Annotated in this window: 16 protein-coding genes; 8 read left to right on the top strand and 8 right to left on the bottom strand. The window is 48.2% G+C overall.

Features of this window, described 5'->3' with window-relative positions; translation table 11 throughout:
* Positions 1-6: 6 nt before the first annotated feature.
* Positions 7-3,075, bottom strand: a complete 3,069-nt coding sequence (locus tag ACPAOP_RS12165) for an Rne/Rng family ribonuclease (RefSeq protein WP_423708195.1) — start codon at positions 3,073-3,075, stop codon at positions 7-9.
* Between the two features lie 685 nt (positions 3,076-3,760).
* On the opposite strand from ACPAOP_RS12165, the gene ACPAOP_RS12160 reads away from it, so the two are divergent.
* The 7 genes from ACPAOP_RS12160 to ccoS all read left to right on the top strand — a co-directional run bounded on the left by ACPAOP_RS12160 (position 3,761) and on the right by ccoS (position 9,973).
* Positions 3,761-4,726, top strand: a complete 966-nt coding sequence (locus ACPAOP_RS12160) for an RluA family pseudouridine synthase (protein WP_423708194.1) — start codon at positions 3,761-3,763, stop codon at positions 4,724-4,726.
* A gap of 92 nt (positions 4,727-4,818) precedes the next feature.
* Positions 4,819-5,478 carry an HAD-IIIA family hydrolase gene (locus ACPAOP_RS12155; protein WP_423681599.1) on the top strand — a complete coding sequence of 220 codons (660 nt, stop codon included), beginning with the start codon at positions 4,819-4,821 and terminating at the stop codon, positions 5,476-5,478.
* Between the two features lie 15 nt (positions 5,479-5,493).
* Complete coding sequence (locus tag ACPAOP_RS12150) at positions 5,494-5,859, top strand: Rieske (2Fe-2S) protein (protein ID WP_423681601.1); 366 nt, start codon at positions 5,494-5,496, stop codon at positions 5,857-5,859.
* A gap of 20 nt (positions 5,860-5,879) precedes the next feature.
* Positions 5,880-6,866, top strand: coding sequence for a S49 family peptidase (locus ACPAOP_RS12145; RefSeq protein ID WP_423708193.1), 987 nt, complete (start codon positions 5,880-5,882; stop codon positions 6,864-6,866).
* 454 nt (positions 6,867-7,320) lie between these two features.
* Positions 7,321-7,560 (top strand): heavy metal translocating P-type ATPase metal-binding domain-containing protein, encoded by a 240-nt coding sequence (locus tag ACPAOP_RS12140; RefSeq protein ID WP_423708192.1) that lies wholly within the window; start codon positions 7,321-7,323, stop codon positions 7,558-7,560.
* Between the two features lie 8 nt (positions 7,561-7,568).
* Positions 7,569-9,827: a heavy metal translocating P-type ATPase gene (locus ACPAOP_RS12135; protein WP_423708191.1), complete on the top strand. Its 2,259-nt coding sequence runs from the start codon at positions 7,569-7,571 to the stop codon at positions 9,825-9,827.
* A gap of 2 nt (positions 9,828-9,829) precedes the next feature.
* Complete coding sequence (gene ccoS, locus ACPAOP_RS12130) at positions 9,830-9,973, top strand: cbb3-type cytochrome oxidase assembly protein CcoS (RefSeq protein ID WP_423681609.1); 144 nt, start codon at positions 9,830-9,832, stop codon at positions 9,971-9,973.
* Here the strand turns inward: ccoS and mnmH are convergent.
* Entirely contained in the window at positions 9,943-11,040 is a 1,098-nt protein-coding gene (gene mnmH, locus ACPAOP_RS12125) for a tRNA 2-selenouridine(34) synthase MnmH (RefSeq protein WP_423708190.1), read from the bottom strand. The genes ccoS and mnmH overlap by 31 nt on opposite strands.
* Before the next feature lie 3 nt (positions 11,041-11,043).
* On the bottom strand, positions 11,044-11,622 hold the full coding sequence (locus ACPAOP_RS12120) for an arylesterase (RefSeq protein WP_423708189.1): 579 nt from the start codon (positions 11,620-11,622) through the stop codon (positions 11,044-11,046).
* Between the two features lie 70 nt (positions 11,623-11,692).
* Here ACPAOP_RS12120 and ACPAOP_RS12115 point away from each other — a divergent pair, with 70 nt between their 5' ends.
* The gene (locus tag ACPAOP_RS12115; RefSeq protein WP_423708188.1) at positions 11,693-12,385 is read left to right on the top strand and encodes an ABC transporter ATP-binding protein; all 693 of its coding nucleotides are present in this window, start codon (positions 11,693-11,695) and stop codon (positions 12,383-12,385) included.
* Positions 12,386-12,411: 26 nt separating this feature from the next.
* Here the strand turns inward: ACPAOP_RS12115 and ACPAOP_RS12110 are convergent, their stop codons facing one another.
* The 5 genes from ACPAOP_RS12110 to ACPAOP_RS12090 are packed head-to-tail and all read right to left on the bottom strand — an operon-like array spanning position 12,412 to position 16,706.
* Positions 12,412-13,197, bottom strand: a complete 786-nt coding sequence (locus ACPAOP_RS12110; RefSeq protein WP_423708187.1) for a UDP-2,3-diacylglucosamine diphosphatase — start codon at positions 13,195-13,197, stop codon at positions 12,412-12,414.
* A gap of 18 nt (positions 13,198-13,215) precedes the next feature.
* The gene (locus ACPAOP_RS12105; protein ID WP_423681618.1) at positions 13,216-13,704 is read right to left on the bottom strand and encodes a peptidylprolyl isomerase; all 489 of its coding nucleotides are present in this window, start codon (positions 13,702-13,704) and stop codon (positions 13,216-13,218) included.
* Between the two features lie 27 nt (positions 13,705-13,731).
* Positions 13,732-14,394 (bottom strand): peptidylprolyl isomerase, encoded by a 663-nt coding sequence (locus tag ACPAOP_RS12100; RefSeq protein WP_423681619.1) that lies wholly within the window; start codon positions 14,392-14,394, stop codon positions 13,732-13,734.
* 12 nt (positions 14,395-14,406) lie between these two features.
* A complete protein-coding gene (locus ACPAOP_RS12095; protein WP_423708186.1) occupies positions 14,407-15,669 on the bottom strand; it encodes a L,D-transpeptidase family protein in 1,263 nt (420 codons plus the stop codon).
* On the bottom strand, positions 15,669-16,706 hold the full coding sequence (locus ACPAOP_RS12090; RefSeq protein ID WP_423708185.1) for a L,D-transpeptidase Cds6 family protein: 1,038 nt from the start codon (positions 16,704-16,706) through the stop codon (positions 15,669-15,671). Before ACPAOP_RS12090 ends, ACPAOP_RS12095 begins: the two co-directional genes overlap by 1 nt.
* Positions 16,707-17,081 lie beyond the last annotated feature (375 nt).

The raw sequence follows: 17,081 nt of genomic DNA, 5'->3' as shown, positions 1-17,081 counted from the left end.
GTCAGATTAACGGCGGGTTTCCACCAATACCAGAGGCTCAGTCGAAGCCGGTGGTAAAGGCTTGCGTTCGCGCGGTACACGCACTGCCGCTGGCATCTGGCTCGCACTTTCCTGTGCGGCACGCAGCTTCTCAGGATTGGTGACCGCCAGCTCCAGGCCAGCTGCACTCAGCATTTGCTTCAGCTCTTCAACTGGCATGCTTGCCGCTGCTGGCTGCACAGAGACGGATGCTGGTGTCTGCGCTGGTGCCGCAACTGCTGCTGCCGTTGTTGCAACGCTTGCTGCAGGTGCTTCAGTCTGCGCAGCTGGTGTTATCGGGGTTGATTCTGCTGGCGCAGCGACGGCAACAGGTACAGACTCAACCACGACTGGTGCGGTTTCAGCTGTCACGGGCACTGCTTCGCTGAATGTCACCTCTTTCACTGCTGCCACGACTTCTGCCTGAGCAGGCACTGACGTTGTTTGCACTTCAGCAGGTTCCACCGAAGTCACGACGACATCAACTGCGGCAGGAGCAAGCGTTACGCTGCTCACTTCTGTCGCCGGCGCTGGCGCTGTTACCGGTGCTGCTGCCTGTGCGGGTTCAGCCGTAACTGTGCTGACTTCCGCCAGGAAAGCAGGCGCTGCTGCAGCGACAACGGCTGCAGGTACTTCCTGAACTGGCTGGGTAGCCTGAGTTACAGGCGCAACTGCAATGTCTGCCGCAGGTGCTGCTGTTTCAGTGGCAGCAGGAACCGTGATCGTGAGCGGTGCGACGTCGCTGCTTGCTTCGCTTGCGACAGGAACGAAGGCTTCGCTGCCGGATTCGGCAATCACTTCGCCTTGCTCATTCAGTTCACCCGGTTCGCGATCACGACGGTTGCGGTTGCGGCCACCACGACGGCGGCGACGACGACGTTCTTCACCTTGCTCCGTATTCTCGTTATCCGCAATGGCCTCAATACCATTGACCGGCGCTGTGTCCGGGACGACTTGTACCGGCACAGGATCGAGATGCTTCTGAATTGTTTCTTCTGCTTTAGCATCGGCCGTCAGTGCATCTTTGCGCTCCTCACGCTGACGTTGCTGACGTTCGCGGCGACCTTCCTGAGTTTCTTTAGGCTCACGCGGTTCACGTGGCTCGCGCGCCTGCTTAGGCTGTTTGGCCGGACGTGCTGACTCTTGCGCTGAGGCTGGTTTGTCGCTGTCAGATTTTTCCGCTTTTTCAGCCTTGTCGTTGCGACCATTCGCGTTTGCCGGACGATCTTCGCGCTCGTCGCGGTTACGACGATTCCGGTTGCGCTGGCCATTACGTGAGTTACGGCCGTTACGGTCGCGGTCGGACGATTTTTCTTCGCTGACGGCAGGTGCTTCAGCAACAGCAGGCGCTGTCGGTTTGCCAAACAGGAAACCCATCACTTTGCTGAAGAAGCCCGGTGCCGGCGCTGCTGCGGCTACTGGCGCTGCTTCTTTGCGCTCAACGATAGGAGCCTGTTCCGGTGTGATACTTTTTACAACTGCTTCCTGACGTGGCTTGATATCTTCTTTCTGGCGTGTGCTGTAGCCGATATCGGTGTCAGCCTGCTCTGCCATGGCGTAGCTGGCGTGATGATCTTCAAGGCGCGGATCATCTGTTTTCAGACGGTCCAGTTTGTAATGCGGTGTTTCGAGATGCGTGTTCGGAATCAGAATGACTGTTACGCGGTGACGGGTCTCGATTTTCAGGATTTCGCCACGTTTTTCATTCAGCAGGAATGCGGCCACATCGACCGGCACCTGCACATGAATTGCAGCTGAATTTTCCTTCATTGCCTCTTCCTGAATGATGCGCAGGACTTGCAGGGCGGAAGATTCTGTATCGCGGATGTGACCAGTGCCATTGCAACGAGGGCAAGTCACATGGCTGCCTTCGGACAGGGAAGGGCGCAGGCGCTGGCGTGATAATTCCATCAGGCCAAAGCGGGAAATTTTACCCATCTGAACGCGGGCGCGGTCGTAGCGCAGCGCATCTTTCAGGCGTTGTTCGACTTCGCGCTGATTCTTTGCGTTTTCCATGTCGATAAAATCGATCACGATCAGGCCGCCTAAGTCACGCAGACGCAGCTGACGGGCCACTTCTTCTGCGGCCTCCAGATTGGTGTTGAAAGCCGTCGTTTCGATATCGCCGCCGCGGGTGGAACGTGCGGAGTTAACGTCAACGGAAACCAGGGCTTCGGTGTGATCAATCACGATTGCGCCGCCGGATGGCAATGGTACGGTACGGCTGTACGCAGTTTCGATCTGATGTTCGATCTGGAAACGGGAGAACAGAGGAACGTCGTCGCTGTAACGTTTCACGCGATGCACCATGTCGGGCATCACGTGGCTCATAAACTGTTGTGCCTGTTCGTAAATTTCGTCGGTATCGATCAGGATCTCGCCGATATCGGGCTGGAAGTAATCGCGAATTGCACGAATGACAAGTGAGGATTCCTGGTAAATCAGGAAGGCGCCCGGTGTGGATTTGCCAGCACCTTCAATTGCACGCCAGAGTTGCATCAGGTAGTTCAGATCCCATTGCAATTCATCGACATTACGGCCTATGCCTGCGGTGCGGGCAATTACGGACATGCCGGTCGGCAGATCCAGTTTATCCATCGTGTCGCGCAATTCCTGACGGTCTTCGCCTTCCACCCGGCGCGATACACCGCCGCCACGTGGGTTGTTTGGCATCAGCACCAGATAGCGACCCGCCAGTGAAATGAACGAAGTCAGCGCGGCGCCTTTATTGCCGCGTTCTTCTTTTTCCACCTGCACCATGATTTCCTGGCCTTCGCGCAGGGCTTCTTTGATGGAGGTGTTGCGGACGTCGATACCTTCTTTGAAATAAGAGCGGGCGACTTCTTTAAATGGAAGGAAACCGTGACGTTCTTCGCCGTAGTTGACGAAGCAGGCTTCGAGAGATGGTTCGATGCGGGTGATAACACCCTTGTAGATATTGGACTTGCGTAATTCGCGACCGGCGGTCTCGATATCAATGTCGATGAGTTTTTGCCCATTGACGATAGCAACACGCAGTTCTTCTTGCTGTGTTGCGTTGAACAGCATACGTTTCATGTTTTTACTCCGTGACCTGTTGGTCATCTTTTGTCACACACTCATCCGATGAGCATGTGACTGTACTGATATGGGGATGTATGCCAGAAAGGAGAGTCTGAAGGAGGGGGAAATGCCTGTGGCGCAGCAGAATGAAGTCGCTGCCAGTCATGAAACTGCTTTGCGACGAAAATTAAATTCAATTTTTATTCTGCTTCGCGCCGGGCGCGTCTGATGCTGGTGCGAAGTCGAGTGCACATGTCCCCCGCGTTGTCTGAACTTGCTAAATTTGTGCAATAGCGAAGTACAACGCCAGGCGATGAGCAACTTTGGTGTCAGACCATCTTATTGTGTTGTGTCTGACGGAATCGCCTTTACTACCAGAATCATCATAGGCAAGCATGCTTATTCATCATAAACCAGCATCTCTTGCCTAACTTATCCTTACTATTCAAACGCTCTGATCCAACCTCGTTTCACTGAAGTCCGACAGCAACAGCCGGTTGCCACCTTGACCCGTCAACGATGCTGCATACACATCTTTTCCATCATATTTGCAAACTGGCGAGGCTGATGGACTGACCCCTGTGTAAAATAGCTGTTTATTTCTATTACACTGCTAAAGCGTAATTGCTGAAGCGAAAATGATTATATATTCAAAATGAAGGACTTAGCGATAATTAATGGGGGAAGGCATCAAAAACAGATGCAAACTACGCCCCCGCAAGAGCCTTCAGCTTCTGCGCCCAGAGTACAGCTCCTGACAATCTCTGAGGAAGAGGCAGGTCAGCGCATCGACAATTTTCTTTTGCGTATATGTAAAGGCGTGCCGAAAAGTCATGTTTACCGGGTGTTACGTTCCGGTGAAGTGCGCGTCAATAAAGGACGTATCGATCAGTTATACAGACTGGTGGCGGGAGATGTTGTCCGTGTTCCTCCTATACGCATGGCGGAGCAAGCGACGCAAGTGGTGCCTAAACTTGAGTTCCCGATTTTGTTTGAGGATAACTATCTGCTGATCATCGATAAGCCTGCGGGAGTTGCGGTGCATGGAGGTTCAGGTGTCAGTTATGGCGTGATTGAGCAATTACGAGCCTCGCGCCCGGATGCCAAGTTTCTTGAGCTGGTGCACCGGCTAGACCGTGAGACGTCCGGGATTCTGCTGATTGCGAAAAAACGTACTGCCTTAACAAATTTGCATGAACAGATGCGTGATGGACTGACCGACAAGCGCTATTACACACTGGTTTCCGGCGACTGGAAAAATGCCAGGCAACATGTGAAGTTGCCTTTGCATAAATACACCACGGCTGATGGTGAGCGACGTGTACGGGTGCAGGCGGATGGCATGGCATCCCACACGATCTTTACACTTAAGAAGAAGTTTAAAGAATTTGCTTTGTTAGAGGCGGAATTAAAAACCGGGCGTACGCACCAGATTCGTGTGCATTTGTCTGCCAGTGGGTTTGCCATTGCCGGCGATGATAAATACGGGGATTTTCCTTTAAATAAAGCATTGCAGAAAGTAACGGCAACACGCGGCGCCCTCAAGCGTATGTTCTTGCATGCTCATCAGATTACTTTCACGCACCCCGAGACCGGCAAACAGATGACAGTCAATGCTCAGCTTCCGGAAGAGTGCGAACACTTTCTCCGCAGCCTGGAGGCCTAGTGGAAAAACTTAAACGTTTATTAATGGTATGATCGAGGTACTCACAAGCAACATCAGTCCCCATCTGAAATGGCGGGGAGCTCATTCTTAATATGGCAAAAAAGCAATTTGATTTTATTGTGTTTGACTGGGACGGTACCCTCATGGACAGTACCGCTACTATCGTCAAATGTATTCAGGCGGCAGCAAAAGATCTGGGTTTACCGATACCTGGCGATCATTCGGCCGCCTATGTGATCGGTTTATCACTGTTGGAAGCGATGAAAGCCGCGGTACCCGATGTTGACCCGAAATACTACCCGCGCATGGTGGAGCGTTACCGTTATCACTATTTATCAAAAGACCACGAGTTGCCATTGTTTGATGGTGTACGCGAGATGCTCAATGAATTGTCGCAGGAAGGCTATTTTTTGGCGGTTGCCACCGGAAAAAGCCGTGTAGGCCTGAGCCGTGCTTTGCATACCGCCGAACTAACGTCCTTATTTGATGCCACGCGTTGTTCGGATGAAACTTTTTCCAAACCGCATCCGGCGATGTTGCAAGAACTGACCAGAGAGTTGGGGCAGGATATGCAGCGCACACTGATGGTCGGTGATACGACTCATGATTTACAAATGGCAAATAATGCTGGCGCCGCCGCCGTCGCCGTCGAGTATGGCGCACATGACGCGCATTTACTGTCTGGTTTTAATCCTCTGTATTCAGCAAAGACCGTAGCAGAGTTGCATCAATGGCTCAGGGAAAATGCCTGAGTGGAGTCGTACTGAATGAAATCTATTGCAATATGTAAATCTGAAGAACTGATCAACGGTGGAAAAGGCGTGCGTTTTCCGCTGACAGCAGGCAGTGAAGATGCCGTTGGTTTTGTCATTCGCTACGCCGATGAAGTGCATGCTTATCTGAATCGCTGCGCTCATGTGCCTGTGGAGCTGGACTGGAATCCGGGTGAGTTTATTGAATCCAGCGGCTTATTCATTATGTGTGCAACGCACGGCGCAATTTATCAGCCAGAAACAGGATATTGCTCCGGCGGACCTTGCCGCGGGAGTCGGCTCAGGAAAATTGAGGTCAGCGAGTCGGATGGAACAGTTTACTGGCATCCGGATGATTATATTCAGCCGGTAATTGCCTGAAAGAATGCAAAGGTAAGATGATGAACGACCCGTTGTTTGAAAAAAAGGCCGGTGACAGTGTAGAAAATGCGTCGGCATCGTGGGATAGAGCAGTTTTAGAGAAGTTGCTGTTCGAATCGCTGCGTGAGCAGCGATTACGTCGTCGGTGGGGAATATTTTTTAAATTCACCTTTCTTCTGCTTATTCTTGGCGGTTTTTACTATTTTTCCGGTTTTTCAGATGCTCAGACGGAAAATCTGGGGCATCACACCGCCCTGGTTGAAATTGATGGTGAAATTGATGCCGGTGGCAATGCCAGTGCGAAAGATGTAATTCCTGCATTAAATCGCGCATTTGCAGATGCCGGATCAGTGAGTGTGATATTACGTATTAACAGTCCCGGTGGCAGTCCGGTTCAGGCTGGCATGATCAACGATGAGATCGTCCGCTTGCGATCGCATTATCCAGACAAAAAGCTGTATGTGGTAGTGGATGAAATTTGCGCCTCTGGCGGCTATTACATCGCTGCAGCCGCCGATAAAATTTATGTCAATAAAGCCAGTGTGCTCGGTTCTATCGGTGTCTTGATGGATGGATTCGGTTTCACGGGGCTGATGAATAAGCTTGGTGTTGAGCGGCGTCTGATGACGGCGGGAGAAAATAAAGGCTTTATGGATCCTTACTCACCGCAGACGGAAAAACATAAAGAGTTATCTCAGGCGATGTTAAATGAAATTCATGCGCAGTTTATTGATGTGGTGCGTAAAGGGCGGGGCAATCGCCTGAAAGAAACACCGGAAACTTTTTCCGGCTTATTCTGGATAGGAAGCAAAGCCGTAGAAATGGGGTTGGCCGATGACTTCGGTACCGTTGAGTCAGTCGCACGCGATGTGATCAAGGCTGAAGATATCGTTGATTACACGCAGAAAGAAGGCTTGCCTGAACGTGTGTTGAAAAAATTTGGTGCTTCGGTGGGAAGCAGTGCGGTCAGTTCTCTGTTAAAGAGCAATAGTCTATCAATACGCTGATCTGAATTGATCTATTTTGTTTAGTTGGTTTTTTAAATCTGTCTTACGGCATACATAGTTTTAATTTTCTTTTCTATCTTTTCCGCTTCAATTATATTGGGTGCGTAGCTGGTTCAAAACAGGAGGTCGATATAGATAATATTTCGTTTCCATGTTCGTTGTTCTCTGAGATCCGGATTTCATCGCGTTTCCGGTTGTGTGCGAAGTAAAAGGATGACAATTTGAATTAGCATTTCCATCATCAGGCATGGAACAGAGGTTTCTAGGAATCCTCACCGATTGGGACTCAAAAATAAAAGACGGTAGTGCAACGCTACCGTCTTTTTTTATGCGAGCCCTTCTTGTTCCGGATCTGAACACCCGACTTAGCCCCTCTCTGCGTTGCGTCAAATCAATCGCTTATGTTCCATTTAATGTAAGATAATCCAGATACAGCTTTGATATGTAATTTCTTATGGCAATCACCCTCAGTCACCTGTTAGCTCTGTTTTCTTCTGCGCAGAACAGAGCGGAGAAAATCGATTGCTATCATTGCGGTGAGAAAATGCGTAAGAGCAAAGCTATTTACGTCAAATTCAATGGTAAGGATCAGCCGGTTTGTTGCCACGGTTGTCTTGCAATTCTACGGACTGTCGAGCAGAACAATATGATTTCGGAATATTTGAAAGCGAAGTCCGTTCAAACGGAAACATAACTACATTCATGTCTGGTGTTCATCCATCCCCCGCAGTTGCCGTTGCGTCAACAGAAAGCAATCAGCTTCAGCATGAAAAACTCAGTTTGTCCGGCATGCGCTGCGCTGCATGCATGCAACTGATCGAGTTTCGCGTTCGTCAGCTTCCCGGCGTTACCTCATTCAAGATTAATGCTGCCAGTCATCGTGCGGATCTGGCATGGGAGGGCGACAAAAATAATCTGAAAAATATCATTACCTCGATTGTGCAGCTTGGCTATGGTGCCTTGCCCGTCAGTTACGATACCGATGAAGCGGAAAAGAAAGAAAATAAATTAGCAATCTGGCGTTTATTCGTTGCTGGCTTTGCGATGATGCAGATCATGATGTATGCGTTTCCGGCATACCTAGTTCCGGTTCCGCAAACGGATGGTGATCTGACTCCTGATCTGGATAAATTACTGAAAATTGCGAGCATGCTGATCGCGGTGCCAGTGATAGGCTTTTCTTCGATGCCATTTTTTAAGTCGGCCTGGCGCGATATCCGCAACCGGCATATCGGGATGGATGTGCCCGTGTCGTTAGGAATTTTATTGACGTTTTTCGCAAGTGTCTGGGCGACTTTTGAAGGCGGAGCTGTTTATTATGACTCGGCCATTATGTTTGTATTTTTGTTGCTTGGTGCCAGGCTGATTGAGAGTCTGGTGCAGAAGAAGACCACGGCGGCTTTACGTGTCCTTACACAGCTAACAGAGGTGGCAGCGCAAAGAATGGCAGGTTACCCGCATAACAGACAGACGCAGACTGTTAGCGCCTCTGAGTTGCTGGTTGGTGACTATCTGCTGGTTGCTCCCGGAGAGCAAGTCCCGGCTGACGGCATAGTATTGGAAGGTCGTAGTGAATGTGATGAGGCTTTGATGACGGGCGAGTCTCATCCGGTTGTGAAAACGGTCGGTGATCCGTTAATTGCTGGTGCAATCAATCTGACCGGCACTTTAACAATGCAGGCTGCAAAGGTAGGCAGTGATACGCAGTTATCGACGCTGATCAGCCTGATGGAGAATGCGGCAACGGAAAAACCGCCGATTGTTTTATTGGCAGATAAACACGCCAGCCGGTTTTTAACCATTATTCTGATCATCGCAGCGTTAACGGCGCTGGGATGGTTTTATATTGATCCTTCGCGGGCACTGTGGATCGCGATCAGCGTGATTGTGGTGACTTGTCCTTGTGCCTTATCGTTGGCGACACCTGGCGTTATGTCCGCTGCGATCGGCCTGCTGGCAAAAAATGGTGTCCTGATCAGAAATGGTAAAGCGATACAGGCGATGGCGGAGGCGACACATTTTGTTTTCGATAAAACCGGCACGCTCACTGTCGGTAAGCTGCGTGTATCGGACACGATGGTGCTGAGAGATGATGCTGATGCCCAGACAATTGCGTTTATTTTAGCTTCGGGTTCTGCACACCCCGCCGCCAAGGCGATTGCAGACAGTTTGGCGGCGCAACATACTCAATCCTCAGTAATGAATTCCTCGAATTTACAAGAAATAGCGGGCGGTGGCGTTGAGGCAGTGATTAACGGCAGGCTGTATCGCCTTGGAAGTGCAGATTTTGTGACTGCAATTACGCATCAGGATTTTATTGCTCCTGCTGATACTGCGAACAAAACCCTGTCAATGCTGGCGGACGAGGATGGAGTGATACTGTTATTTGCGATGGCGGACGTATTGCGTGACGACGCTGTTGAAGCGATAGAAAAACTCAAGGCTGCCGGAAAGAAAATAGTGCTGTTGTCAGGCGACAGACTTGACGTGGTGATGGCGGTTGCACAGCAATGCGGGATCACGGAGGCTCGTGCCGGATTGAGTCCGCGGGATAAGTTTGATGTGGTACAGCAGCTTCAGTCAACGGGGGCGAGGGTCGTCATGGTTGGTGACGGGATGAATGATGGCCCGGTACTGGCTATTGCAGACGTGGCTGTTGCGATGGGGCAGGGAGCACCGATTTCGCAAACCAGAAGCGATTTGTTACTCATGTCAAATCGCTTGAATGATCTTTCTTTCGGGTTTGTCGTGGCGAACAAGGCATTTCTTTTAATCCGCGAGAATCTGGCGTGGGCGATTCTTTACAATCTGATTGCCATTCCAGCTGCTATTATTGGCTGGCTGGAACCTTGGCATGCGGCATTAGGAATGTCACTGAGCTCGCTGTTGGTTGTGTTAAATGCCTTGCGTTTGTATCTTTTACCGCAGCCGGAATTTGTGATGACTGAGACTTTAAATTAATTATGGATATATTGTATTTGCTGATACCTGTGAGCCTTCTGGTTGTGTTTGCTATCGGCGCGTTATTCTGGTGGGCGGTGAATCATCATCAGTTTGATGAACTGGATCAGGAAGGTCAGCGCATCCTCGATGATGTGGAGGGCTGATCGGTTTCCTGTTCGGCGATGATGTGTTTAATCGCCTCCTGCATACTCTGCTCATCAATTTCATGCAGTGCGATTTCCTGGGCTGTCAGAAACTGAGAAAAATTTTTGTTGATAGATTTGTGATACGCCGGATCATAGTGTTCCTCCAGTAATTTCCTTACCAGGGTCTGAATATCGTGCTGGGATGCCAGGGTTTTCCATTGCGTGATTTTCTCTTTGCCGTGCAAAGAAGTTAAAAAATCTAACTGCTTTCCCAGATGGTCAGGATTGTCAACGAAGTGTGCATAGTCTTCGACCAGTAAATTTACCCGCTTCTGGATATCAAGTTTCAAAGAGACGCAAGCCGCGCCTCTGATTCCCTCCATAATAGAATCAGGTACACGCAGATTGCCGACTTTCTTGCTCTCCGCTTCAACATAGACGTACTGAGTTTTATCGATTTTGCGTAAATTTTCCCAGATCCGGCTTTCAAAATGTTTTTGCGATGGTTGCCTTTCATCCGGAATATCTCCCAGTACCGATCCTCTGTGACAAGCATATTTCTCAAGATCCAGCACTTGTTGTCCGACATTGGTCAGTGCCGCCAGCAAGCGGCTTTTAGCGCTGCCGGTTGGTCCGCATAACACTCTCCATTTAATTCCTTGCGCGAGCAGTGGGATGTGTTGATTCACATGTTGCCGGTAAGCTTTGTAGCCACCGTGCAGTTGTGCCGCCGGCCAGCCGATTTTGGAAAAAATATGCGCCATTGAACCGCTGCGATTACCACCGCGCCAGCAGTAAATCAGTGGGCGCCACTCTTTTGGCTTATCCTGAAACAGATGATTCAGGTGGTTTCCTATGTTGATGGCTACCAGGGCTGCACCGAGGCGCTTTGCTTCAAATGCACCGATTTGTTTGTACATGGTGCCGACGCGGACTCTTTCCTCATCATTCAGAACCGGACAATTAATGGCACCGGGAATATGGTCTTCAGCAAACTCAGATGGACTGCGTACATCAATAATGCAATCAAACTGATCTAAGTCCGAGACAATGTCGTCAAAAAAACAGACCTCAGGATATTTCATAAATTATTTTCTGAGTAAAGGGTAAAGATGTTGCCAGACATTATTGAGAATAACGGGATGTGCTTTCGCGACAGGATGAATTCTGTCTGCTTGAAAATAGTCGTTGGAGTCGGCAACGCCTTCTAACAGAAAAGGTACCAGTACGATTTTCTGTTCGGCAGCCAATTTGGCGTACAAAGAGAAAAATTTCTGCGCGTATTCTTTTCCGTAATTAGGTGGTATCTGCATGCCGGTAAGGATGATACGTGCCTTATCTTTTTTCGCTGTTGAAATCATTGCGCGAAAGTTATCTTCGGATGCTTTTAATGATAAACCGCGCAAGGCATCATTACCACCAAGCTCGATAATCAGAATATCCGGATGATATTTTTCCATCAAAGACGGGAGCCGTGTTTTACCACCGACAGTGGTTTCCCCGCTGATGCTCGCATTGATCACCTGCGCATGTATATTCTTTGCAGTCAGTTGCTTTTCTAATAGACTGACCCAACCTTCTCCTCTTACAAGACCATATTCTGCCGACAGACTATCGCCGAGCACGAGTATGGTTTTTGATGCAGAATGAGCATTTGCAGTTGTCATTCCCAAACTGATAACGAACACTATTTTTAACAGTTCAGATAAAAATTGGTACACAGATCGAAAAGACAGCATGACACATCCTAAAGAATCAGCAAAAGTAGCAATTGAAGTTAAAAATATTGTTAAGCAGGTCAATGATGCGACCGGGAATTTAACGATACTGAACGGCATTGATTTTACCGCGCATGCGGGCGAGACGCTTGCGATAGTTGGTGCTTCCGGTTCCGGTAAGTCCACATTGCTCGGTATTATCGCCGGATTGGATGTGCCGAGTTCAGGTGAGGTGTTGTTGGAAGGCGTTAACCTGTTTTCCTTAAGCGAGGATGAACGCGCCAAGTTCCGTAAGGAAAAGCTGGGTTTTGTTTTTCAGTCTTTTCAGTTGCTGGCGCATCTGACTGCGCTTGAGAACGTGATGCTGCCGTTAGAGTTGCGTGGCGATAAGCAAGCCAGAGAAAAAGCAGAAGCGATGTTGGAAAGAGTCGGTCTTGCTGCACGCTTGCGCCATTATCCCAAATTCTTGTCTGGCGGAGAGCAACAGCGTGTTGCGCTGGCGCGTGCTTTTGTGACTGAGCCCCCGCTTTTATTTGCAGATGAGCCGACCGGTAGTCTTGACGCTCAGACGGGGGAGGCGATTATTCAATTGATGTTCACGTTAAACCGTGAGCGACATTCAACGCTGGTACTGGTCACACATGATTTGTCGATTGCTGCACGGTGCGGCAGAACACTGAAAATTTCTGCCGGACACCTGGTCACTGAATAATTTAGTACTCAGTAAATGGCGATACTTTATATTTCCTGACCGTTCAGATCGGACAGGAGGATTTTTCCGTCGGCAAAGATACTGAGCCAGCCACCTCTGCATTTGTGTTTATCCGTGTCAGCATCCCAGTCCGGCAGCACATAGCGATATCGGCCTGTTTCTGTGTGTAGCGCGGGGCGGTGTGTATGACCATGAATCATGGTGTTACAAGCTGAAGTATCAAATAACTTGGCGATCGCATCAGGATTGACGTCCATAATGTTGCTGTCTTTTTTCGCTTGCTCACTCTTGCTGTTCATGCGCATACTCTGCACAATCAACTTGCGTTCAGAAAGCGGCTTACTCAGAAATTGTTTCTGCCATTCCGGATTGCGGACTACCGTCCGGAATTTTATGTAATCGGTATCATCTGTGCACTGAGCATCACCATGACAAATGACAATATTGCGTCCCCCGATACTGACTACGCTTGGGTCGGGAAGAAGTCTGATTCCTGTCATTTCCGCAAAAAATTCACCAACTAAAAAATCCCGGTTTCCGGCTATCCAGAATAATTCAACTCCTGATTCCGCCACAGTTTTTAATGCAGAGACAATTTTCTGATTGTAGTCATCCGTAATGTCGTCGTCACCCACCCAGTATTCAAACAAATCACCAAGAATATAGAGTTGTTTGGCTCGCGTTGCTGTCTGCTGCAGGAATGCCTGAAATATATTGGTAGTTTCGGGCAGCGCGGGGGAGAGATGGATGTCGGAAACAAACAGCGCAAGCATTTCTGATTGCGCTGTTTTCAGTGATGGTTGAAAGTTCACTATGCTGCGTTTTTTTTCTTAGACGATTTCTGCTTTTTCGATGATCACATCTTCAACCGGCACATCCTGGAACATACCTGAACGAGAAGTTTTAACGCTTTTGATTTTATCAACGACGTCAGTGCCTTCAGTCACCATGCCGAAAACGCAATAGCCCCAGCCATCCTGGCCCGGATAATCCAGAAAGCTATTGTTAGCGGTATTAATAAAAAATTGGGCGGATGCAGAATGAGGGGCGCCAGTACGTGCCATCGCGATAGAGTAACGTTGATTTTTGAGGCCGTTATTTGCTTCATTTTCAATTGGAGCCATCGTTTCTTTTTGCTTCATGCCTGGCTCAAAGCCGCCACCTTGAATCATGAATCCATCGATGACGCGATGGAAAATGGTGCCAGCATAGTGACCGGATTCAACATACGCAATGAAGTTAGCGACGGTTTTCGGTGCTTTTTCTGCGTCCAGTTCGATTTTGATGGTACCTAAATTAGTGGTCAGAATGACGGCCATGATATTCCTTAGTAATAAGTAAAAAAATTATTTAATAATGCTTGCGGATTCGATGACGATGTTTTGCTTAGGCACATTTTGCATCATGTTTGCATCGCCTGTTTCCACTGTTTTGATTTTATCGACGACGTCCATACCTTTGATTACTTTGCCGAACGGTGTGTAGCCAGCTGTCGCCAGCAAAGCTTTGTTTCTCGGTGCTTTCACCATATTGCCCCGATAGTTAAATTCCACAGGATCGCCGTCAGGCAATATCTGATGATTCAGGAATTCGTTATTTTTTACATTTATGAAAAATTGTGCCGTTGCCGAATTAGGGTCTTCCGTTCTCGCCATCGCGATAGTGCCGATCTCATTTTTCAGCCCCTTATCCAGGGCGCGACGTGCTTCTAATGGAATCGGTTTGCGTGTCTGCTTTTCCTTCATATTTTTATCGTACCCGCCACCCTGAATCATGAAGTCATTGATGACGCGATGGAAAATCGTTCCTTTGTAGTGACCTGCTTTAACGTATTTAAGAAAATTATCGACTGTGTTGGGAGCTGCATCGGGGTACAGTTCCAGTACAATTTCTCCCATACTGGTTTTTAAGGAAACTTTGGGTAACTCTTCAGCCATTAACAATTGGGAACTGAATAAAGTTGCGCCAGCAAAAATAAAACCTGAAATTTTTTTGTGTACGGATGTCATTTTTTCGCCTGATTATACATTTGCTTCATAAACAATTCGCCATTTGGCGGCTTCTTTTCTCCAGTATTGCCTTTTCCTGGTATTGACTTTGGCTTTTCCTGAGGAGACTTCTAGCGTAAAGGTAGTGACGATCATTTCATCCTTACCTGGATAAAGAAAATAGGTGACGTCCTTCAGTTTAACTACGGGAGTAATCCAGTTGTCCCAGGATTGTCTTTGTTTGGAAAACCAAGAGTTTAAATCTTCTCCCAGACTTGCTCTGAAATTTCTAGAGTAATTTGCAAAAATACGGTTTGCATTTTGGCTTTCAAGGTCAAGGCGCCAATCCTCCAGTAATTTTGTCGCAAACTGCTTATCCATCATCCATTTTGCGTGGTTCACGAATTCAATGTGCTCACTGATGATGACCGGCGTTTTGCCAATGTCAACAGATGCTGCAATTTTCAGAAAATCCGGGTTGGTCAGTACAACGCAGCCATCCGACGCTAACGGTGGTCTGCTGAAGCTGCTGGATGGCATTCCATGCAGCCAGATACCAGAACCGCTGCGACCGTTAATTTTATCCCATTCGTTTGGATAGTTCAGTGGAAGTGCTCCCGGGCCGTAAAAGTCGGGCAGCTTATTGCCTGATAAGCGACTGGTAATGTAATAAACACCAAGAGGAGTTTTTTGATCTCCTTCTTTAAACTTGTTGGTGCCGAATTTACCCTGACTGATGTAATGGTCGCTGACGAACCTGAGTTGTCCTGCGACGTTTTCGTAAAGATATAAGCGAGACTTTTTCGCATCCACGAGTATCACTTGCTTTTGATCATCGCGAAGCTGAATCACAGGTCTGGGGAGTAAGTCCGGAGCAGGGCGTTCGCGATACGAACGGATTCTTGCTGCCGCTTCATCCCGCAGTTCTTTTAATTTTTCACCCTGAATATTTGCCCCCGAGCCAAAACTGGTTACCGGACGGGTATGCATGAGTAACAAATCTCCCCTGATCAGATGTGCTAACTGAAAATGGGGATAGGCTTTAATTAATTCATCAATTTTCGCCTGAGCATTCTGAAGTTTGTTTTCTGCAAGACTTTTATATACTTCAATTAAGAGCTGGTCAGGGTTGACCGAACTTGGAATCTGATCGTACTGTACTTTTTGCGGTCGTGCCTTTGCATCTGCATCAGGTGAGCTGATGCAGATGAAGAAACAGCAGATAAAAAGGGCGCAAAAAACCCGCTTCGCGATTACATGATCGATCGAAGCAATCCTGTTGACGTCGAAAAACATCAGCTACCCGCGCGCTCCTGCTTGATTTGCCATTTGCTGTCTTGTTTCGTCATATTGATGGTTTTACGGCTATTCGCGGTCAGACGGTCAGAGGTATATATCTGGCGGAACTTTACTGTTGCAGTGTTGCCGTCAATGCTAACTTTGGCGTTCTCGATTTTTACGCTGATACGGCCTTTCCCTTCGATTCTTTCGCGTCTTTCTTCAGCCCATGCTTTTCGTGATTCGCCTTTAGGGGTTTGAAAGTCTTTGGCATAGTGTGCCAGATACGCATTCGTATCTTTGTTGCTCCAGGCTTTAGCCCAATTCTCAATCGCTTTCAACACATCATCCTCATCCTCATCCTTGTCCTGCAGCTGGGATGCTTTTGATTTGCTTGCGGATTCTGCTTTAACAGGTTCTGCTTCTGCTTTTACTGGTGTTGCCTGTTTTGCTGCCGCAGCAGCTACAGGTGCTTTTGCAGATGGTGCCTGCGCAATTTGCGTTGCCGGTGCTGGGTTCGCTTTCGGATTCGTTCCGCCTGTAGTATTGCCAACGAGGTTGCGAACCAATGTCAGTTTTAATTTCGCCGTGGCATTTCCTGAGTCTAGCTGCAGTGCCTTATCATATGCCTGACTGGCTAACTTGGCATAAACATCACCTAAATTTTCATGCGCAGTACCATATGTAGGATTCGTTCTGATAGCCATTTCCAGTGATGCTCTCGCTTTGTCATATTGTCCCGACGCGGCATATAAAACGGCCAGATTATTATAAGGTTCAGGTAATTCAGGATAGTCGTCAGTTAACTTGGTAAAAATAGCAATCGCCTCGGTACTTTTGTTTTGCTCTGTGAGAATCAGTCCTTTTAAAAAGCGCATTTGAGCATCTTTCGGACGTACTGCCAGTGCACTATCTACTTTCTGGAGGGCTTCAGATATTTGGCCAGAGCGAAGCAATTTTCCAACATCAGCTGCATCATCAGCGAAAGAAGCGGGAGAGAATAATGCGAATGATAAGTTCGAGATGACGAAAATACTTTTTAAAATTTGGCGCATAGCGTTCTGGCTTGGATTTATCTGAGTTTGACTGAACATAAGAGCGGCAATGTTATACTAAAGCGATACGTAAGCAACATCTTATCAAATAAGTGTACTTCTTGGGCTTTTGCTCAGGTAAACATCAGATATTCGTGAGTTAATTGTCACTTTAGCTGATGATGGGGTACTGTCATTATGATGAAGCCGTTCCGTTTTAAACTGAAATTTTCTCAATTGGGAAATGTCGACAGATAAAGGACGAAGGCAGTAGTTTTCTGTTGATTTGGTCTGAGCGATAACAGATGCTGGACAGAATAGTTGTTTTTGATATTTAATCTGCCCCGTTGCGAGATTTTTGGCGTTTTTTTCGGGGAAGCCCGGATATATTCGCAA

The sequence above is a fragment of the Undibacterium sp. WLX3042 genome (genome assembly GCF_049544825.1).
Classification (GTDB): Bacteria; Pseudomonadota; Gammaproteobacteria; order Burkholderiales; family Burkholderiaceae_D; genus Undibacterium.
This window is presented reverse-complemented; position numbering and strand designations above follow the sequence as displayed.

Excerpts from the sequence above, each read along its gene's own strand:
- ACPAOP_RS12095 (WP_423708186.1), bottom strand. The coding sequence starts at position 15,669 with ATGTTTTTCGACGTCAACAGGATTGCTTCGATCGATCATGTAATCGCG.
- ACPAOP_RS12150 (WP_423681601.1), top strand. The coding sequence starts at position 5,494 with ATGAAATCTATTGCAATATGTAAATCTGAAGAACTGATCAACGGTGGA.
- ACPAOP_RS12105 (WP_423681618.1), bottom strand. The coding sequence starts at position 13,704 with ATGGCCGTCATTCTGACCACTAATTTAGGTACCATCAAAATCGAACTG.
- ACPAOP_RS12090 (WP_423708185.1), bottom strand. The coding sequence starts at position 16,706 with ATGCGCCAAATTTTAAAAAGTATTTTCGTCATCTCGAACTTATCATTC.
- ACPAOP_RS12145 (WP_423708193.1), top strand. The coding sequence starts at position 5,880 with ATGAACGACCCGTTGTTTGAAAAAAAGGCCGGTGACAGTGTAGAAAAT.
- ACPAOP_RS12100 (WP_423681619.1), bottom strand. The coding sequence starts at position 14,394 with ATGACATCCGTACACAAAAAAATTTCAGGTTTTATTTTTGCTGGCGCA.
- mnmH (WP_423708190.1), bottom strand. The coding sequence starts at position 11,040 with ATGAAATATCCTGAGGTCTGTTTTTTTGACGACATTGTCTCGGACTTA.
- ACPAOP_RS12120 (WP_423708189.1), bottom strand. The coding sequence starts at position 11,622 with ATGACAACTGCAAATGCTCATTCTGCATCAAAAACCATACTCGTGCTC.
- ACPAOP_RS12165 (WP_423708195.1), bottom strand. The coding sequence starts at position 3,075 with ATGAAACGTATGCTGTTCAACGCAACACAGCAAGAAGAACTGCGTGTT.
- ACPAOP_RS12160 (WP_423708194.1), top strand. The coding sequence starts at position 3,761 with ATGCAAACTACGCCCCCGCAAGAGCCTTCAGCTTCTGCGCCCAGAGTA.
- ACPAOP_RS12140 (WP_423708192.1), top strand. The coding sequence starts at position 7,321 with ATGGCAATCACCCTCAGTCACCTGTTAGCTCTGTTTTCTTCTGCGCAG.
- ACPAOP_RS12115 (WP_423708188.1), top strand. The coding sequence starts at position 11,693 with ATGACACATCCTAAAGAATCAGCAAAAGTAGCAATTGAAGTTAAAAAT.
- ACPAOP_RS12155 (WP_423681599.1), top strand. The coding sequence starts at position 4,819 with ATGGCAAAAAAGCAATTTGATTTTATTGTGTTTGACTGGGACGGTACC.
- ACPAOP_RS12135 (WP_423708191.1), top strand. The coding sequence starts at position 7,569 with ATGTCTGGTGTTCATCCATCCCCCGCAGTTGCCGTTGCGTCAACAGAA.
- ccoS (WP_423681609.1), top strand. The coding sequence starts at position 9,830 with ATGGATATATTGTATTTGCTGATACCTGTGAGCCTTCTGGTTGTGTTT.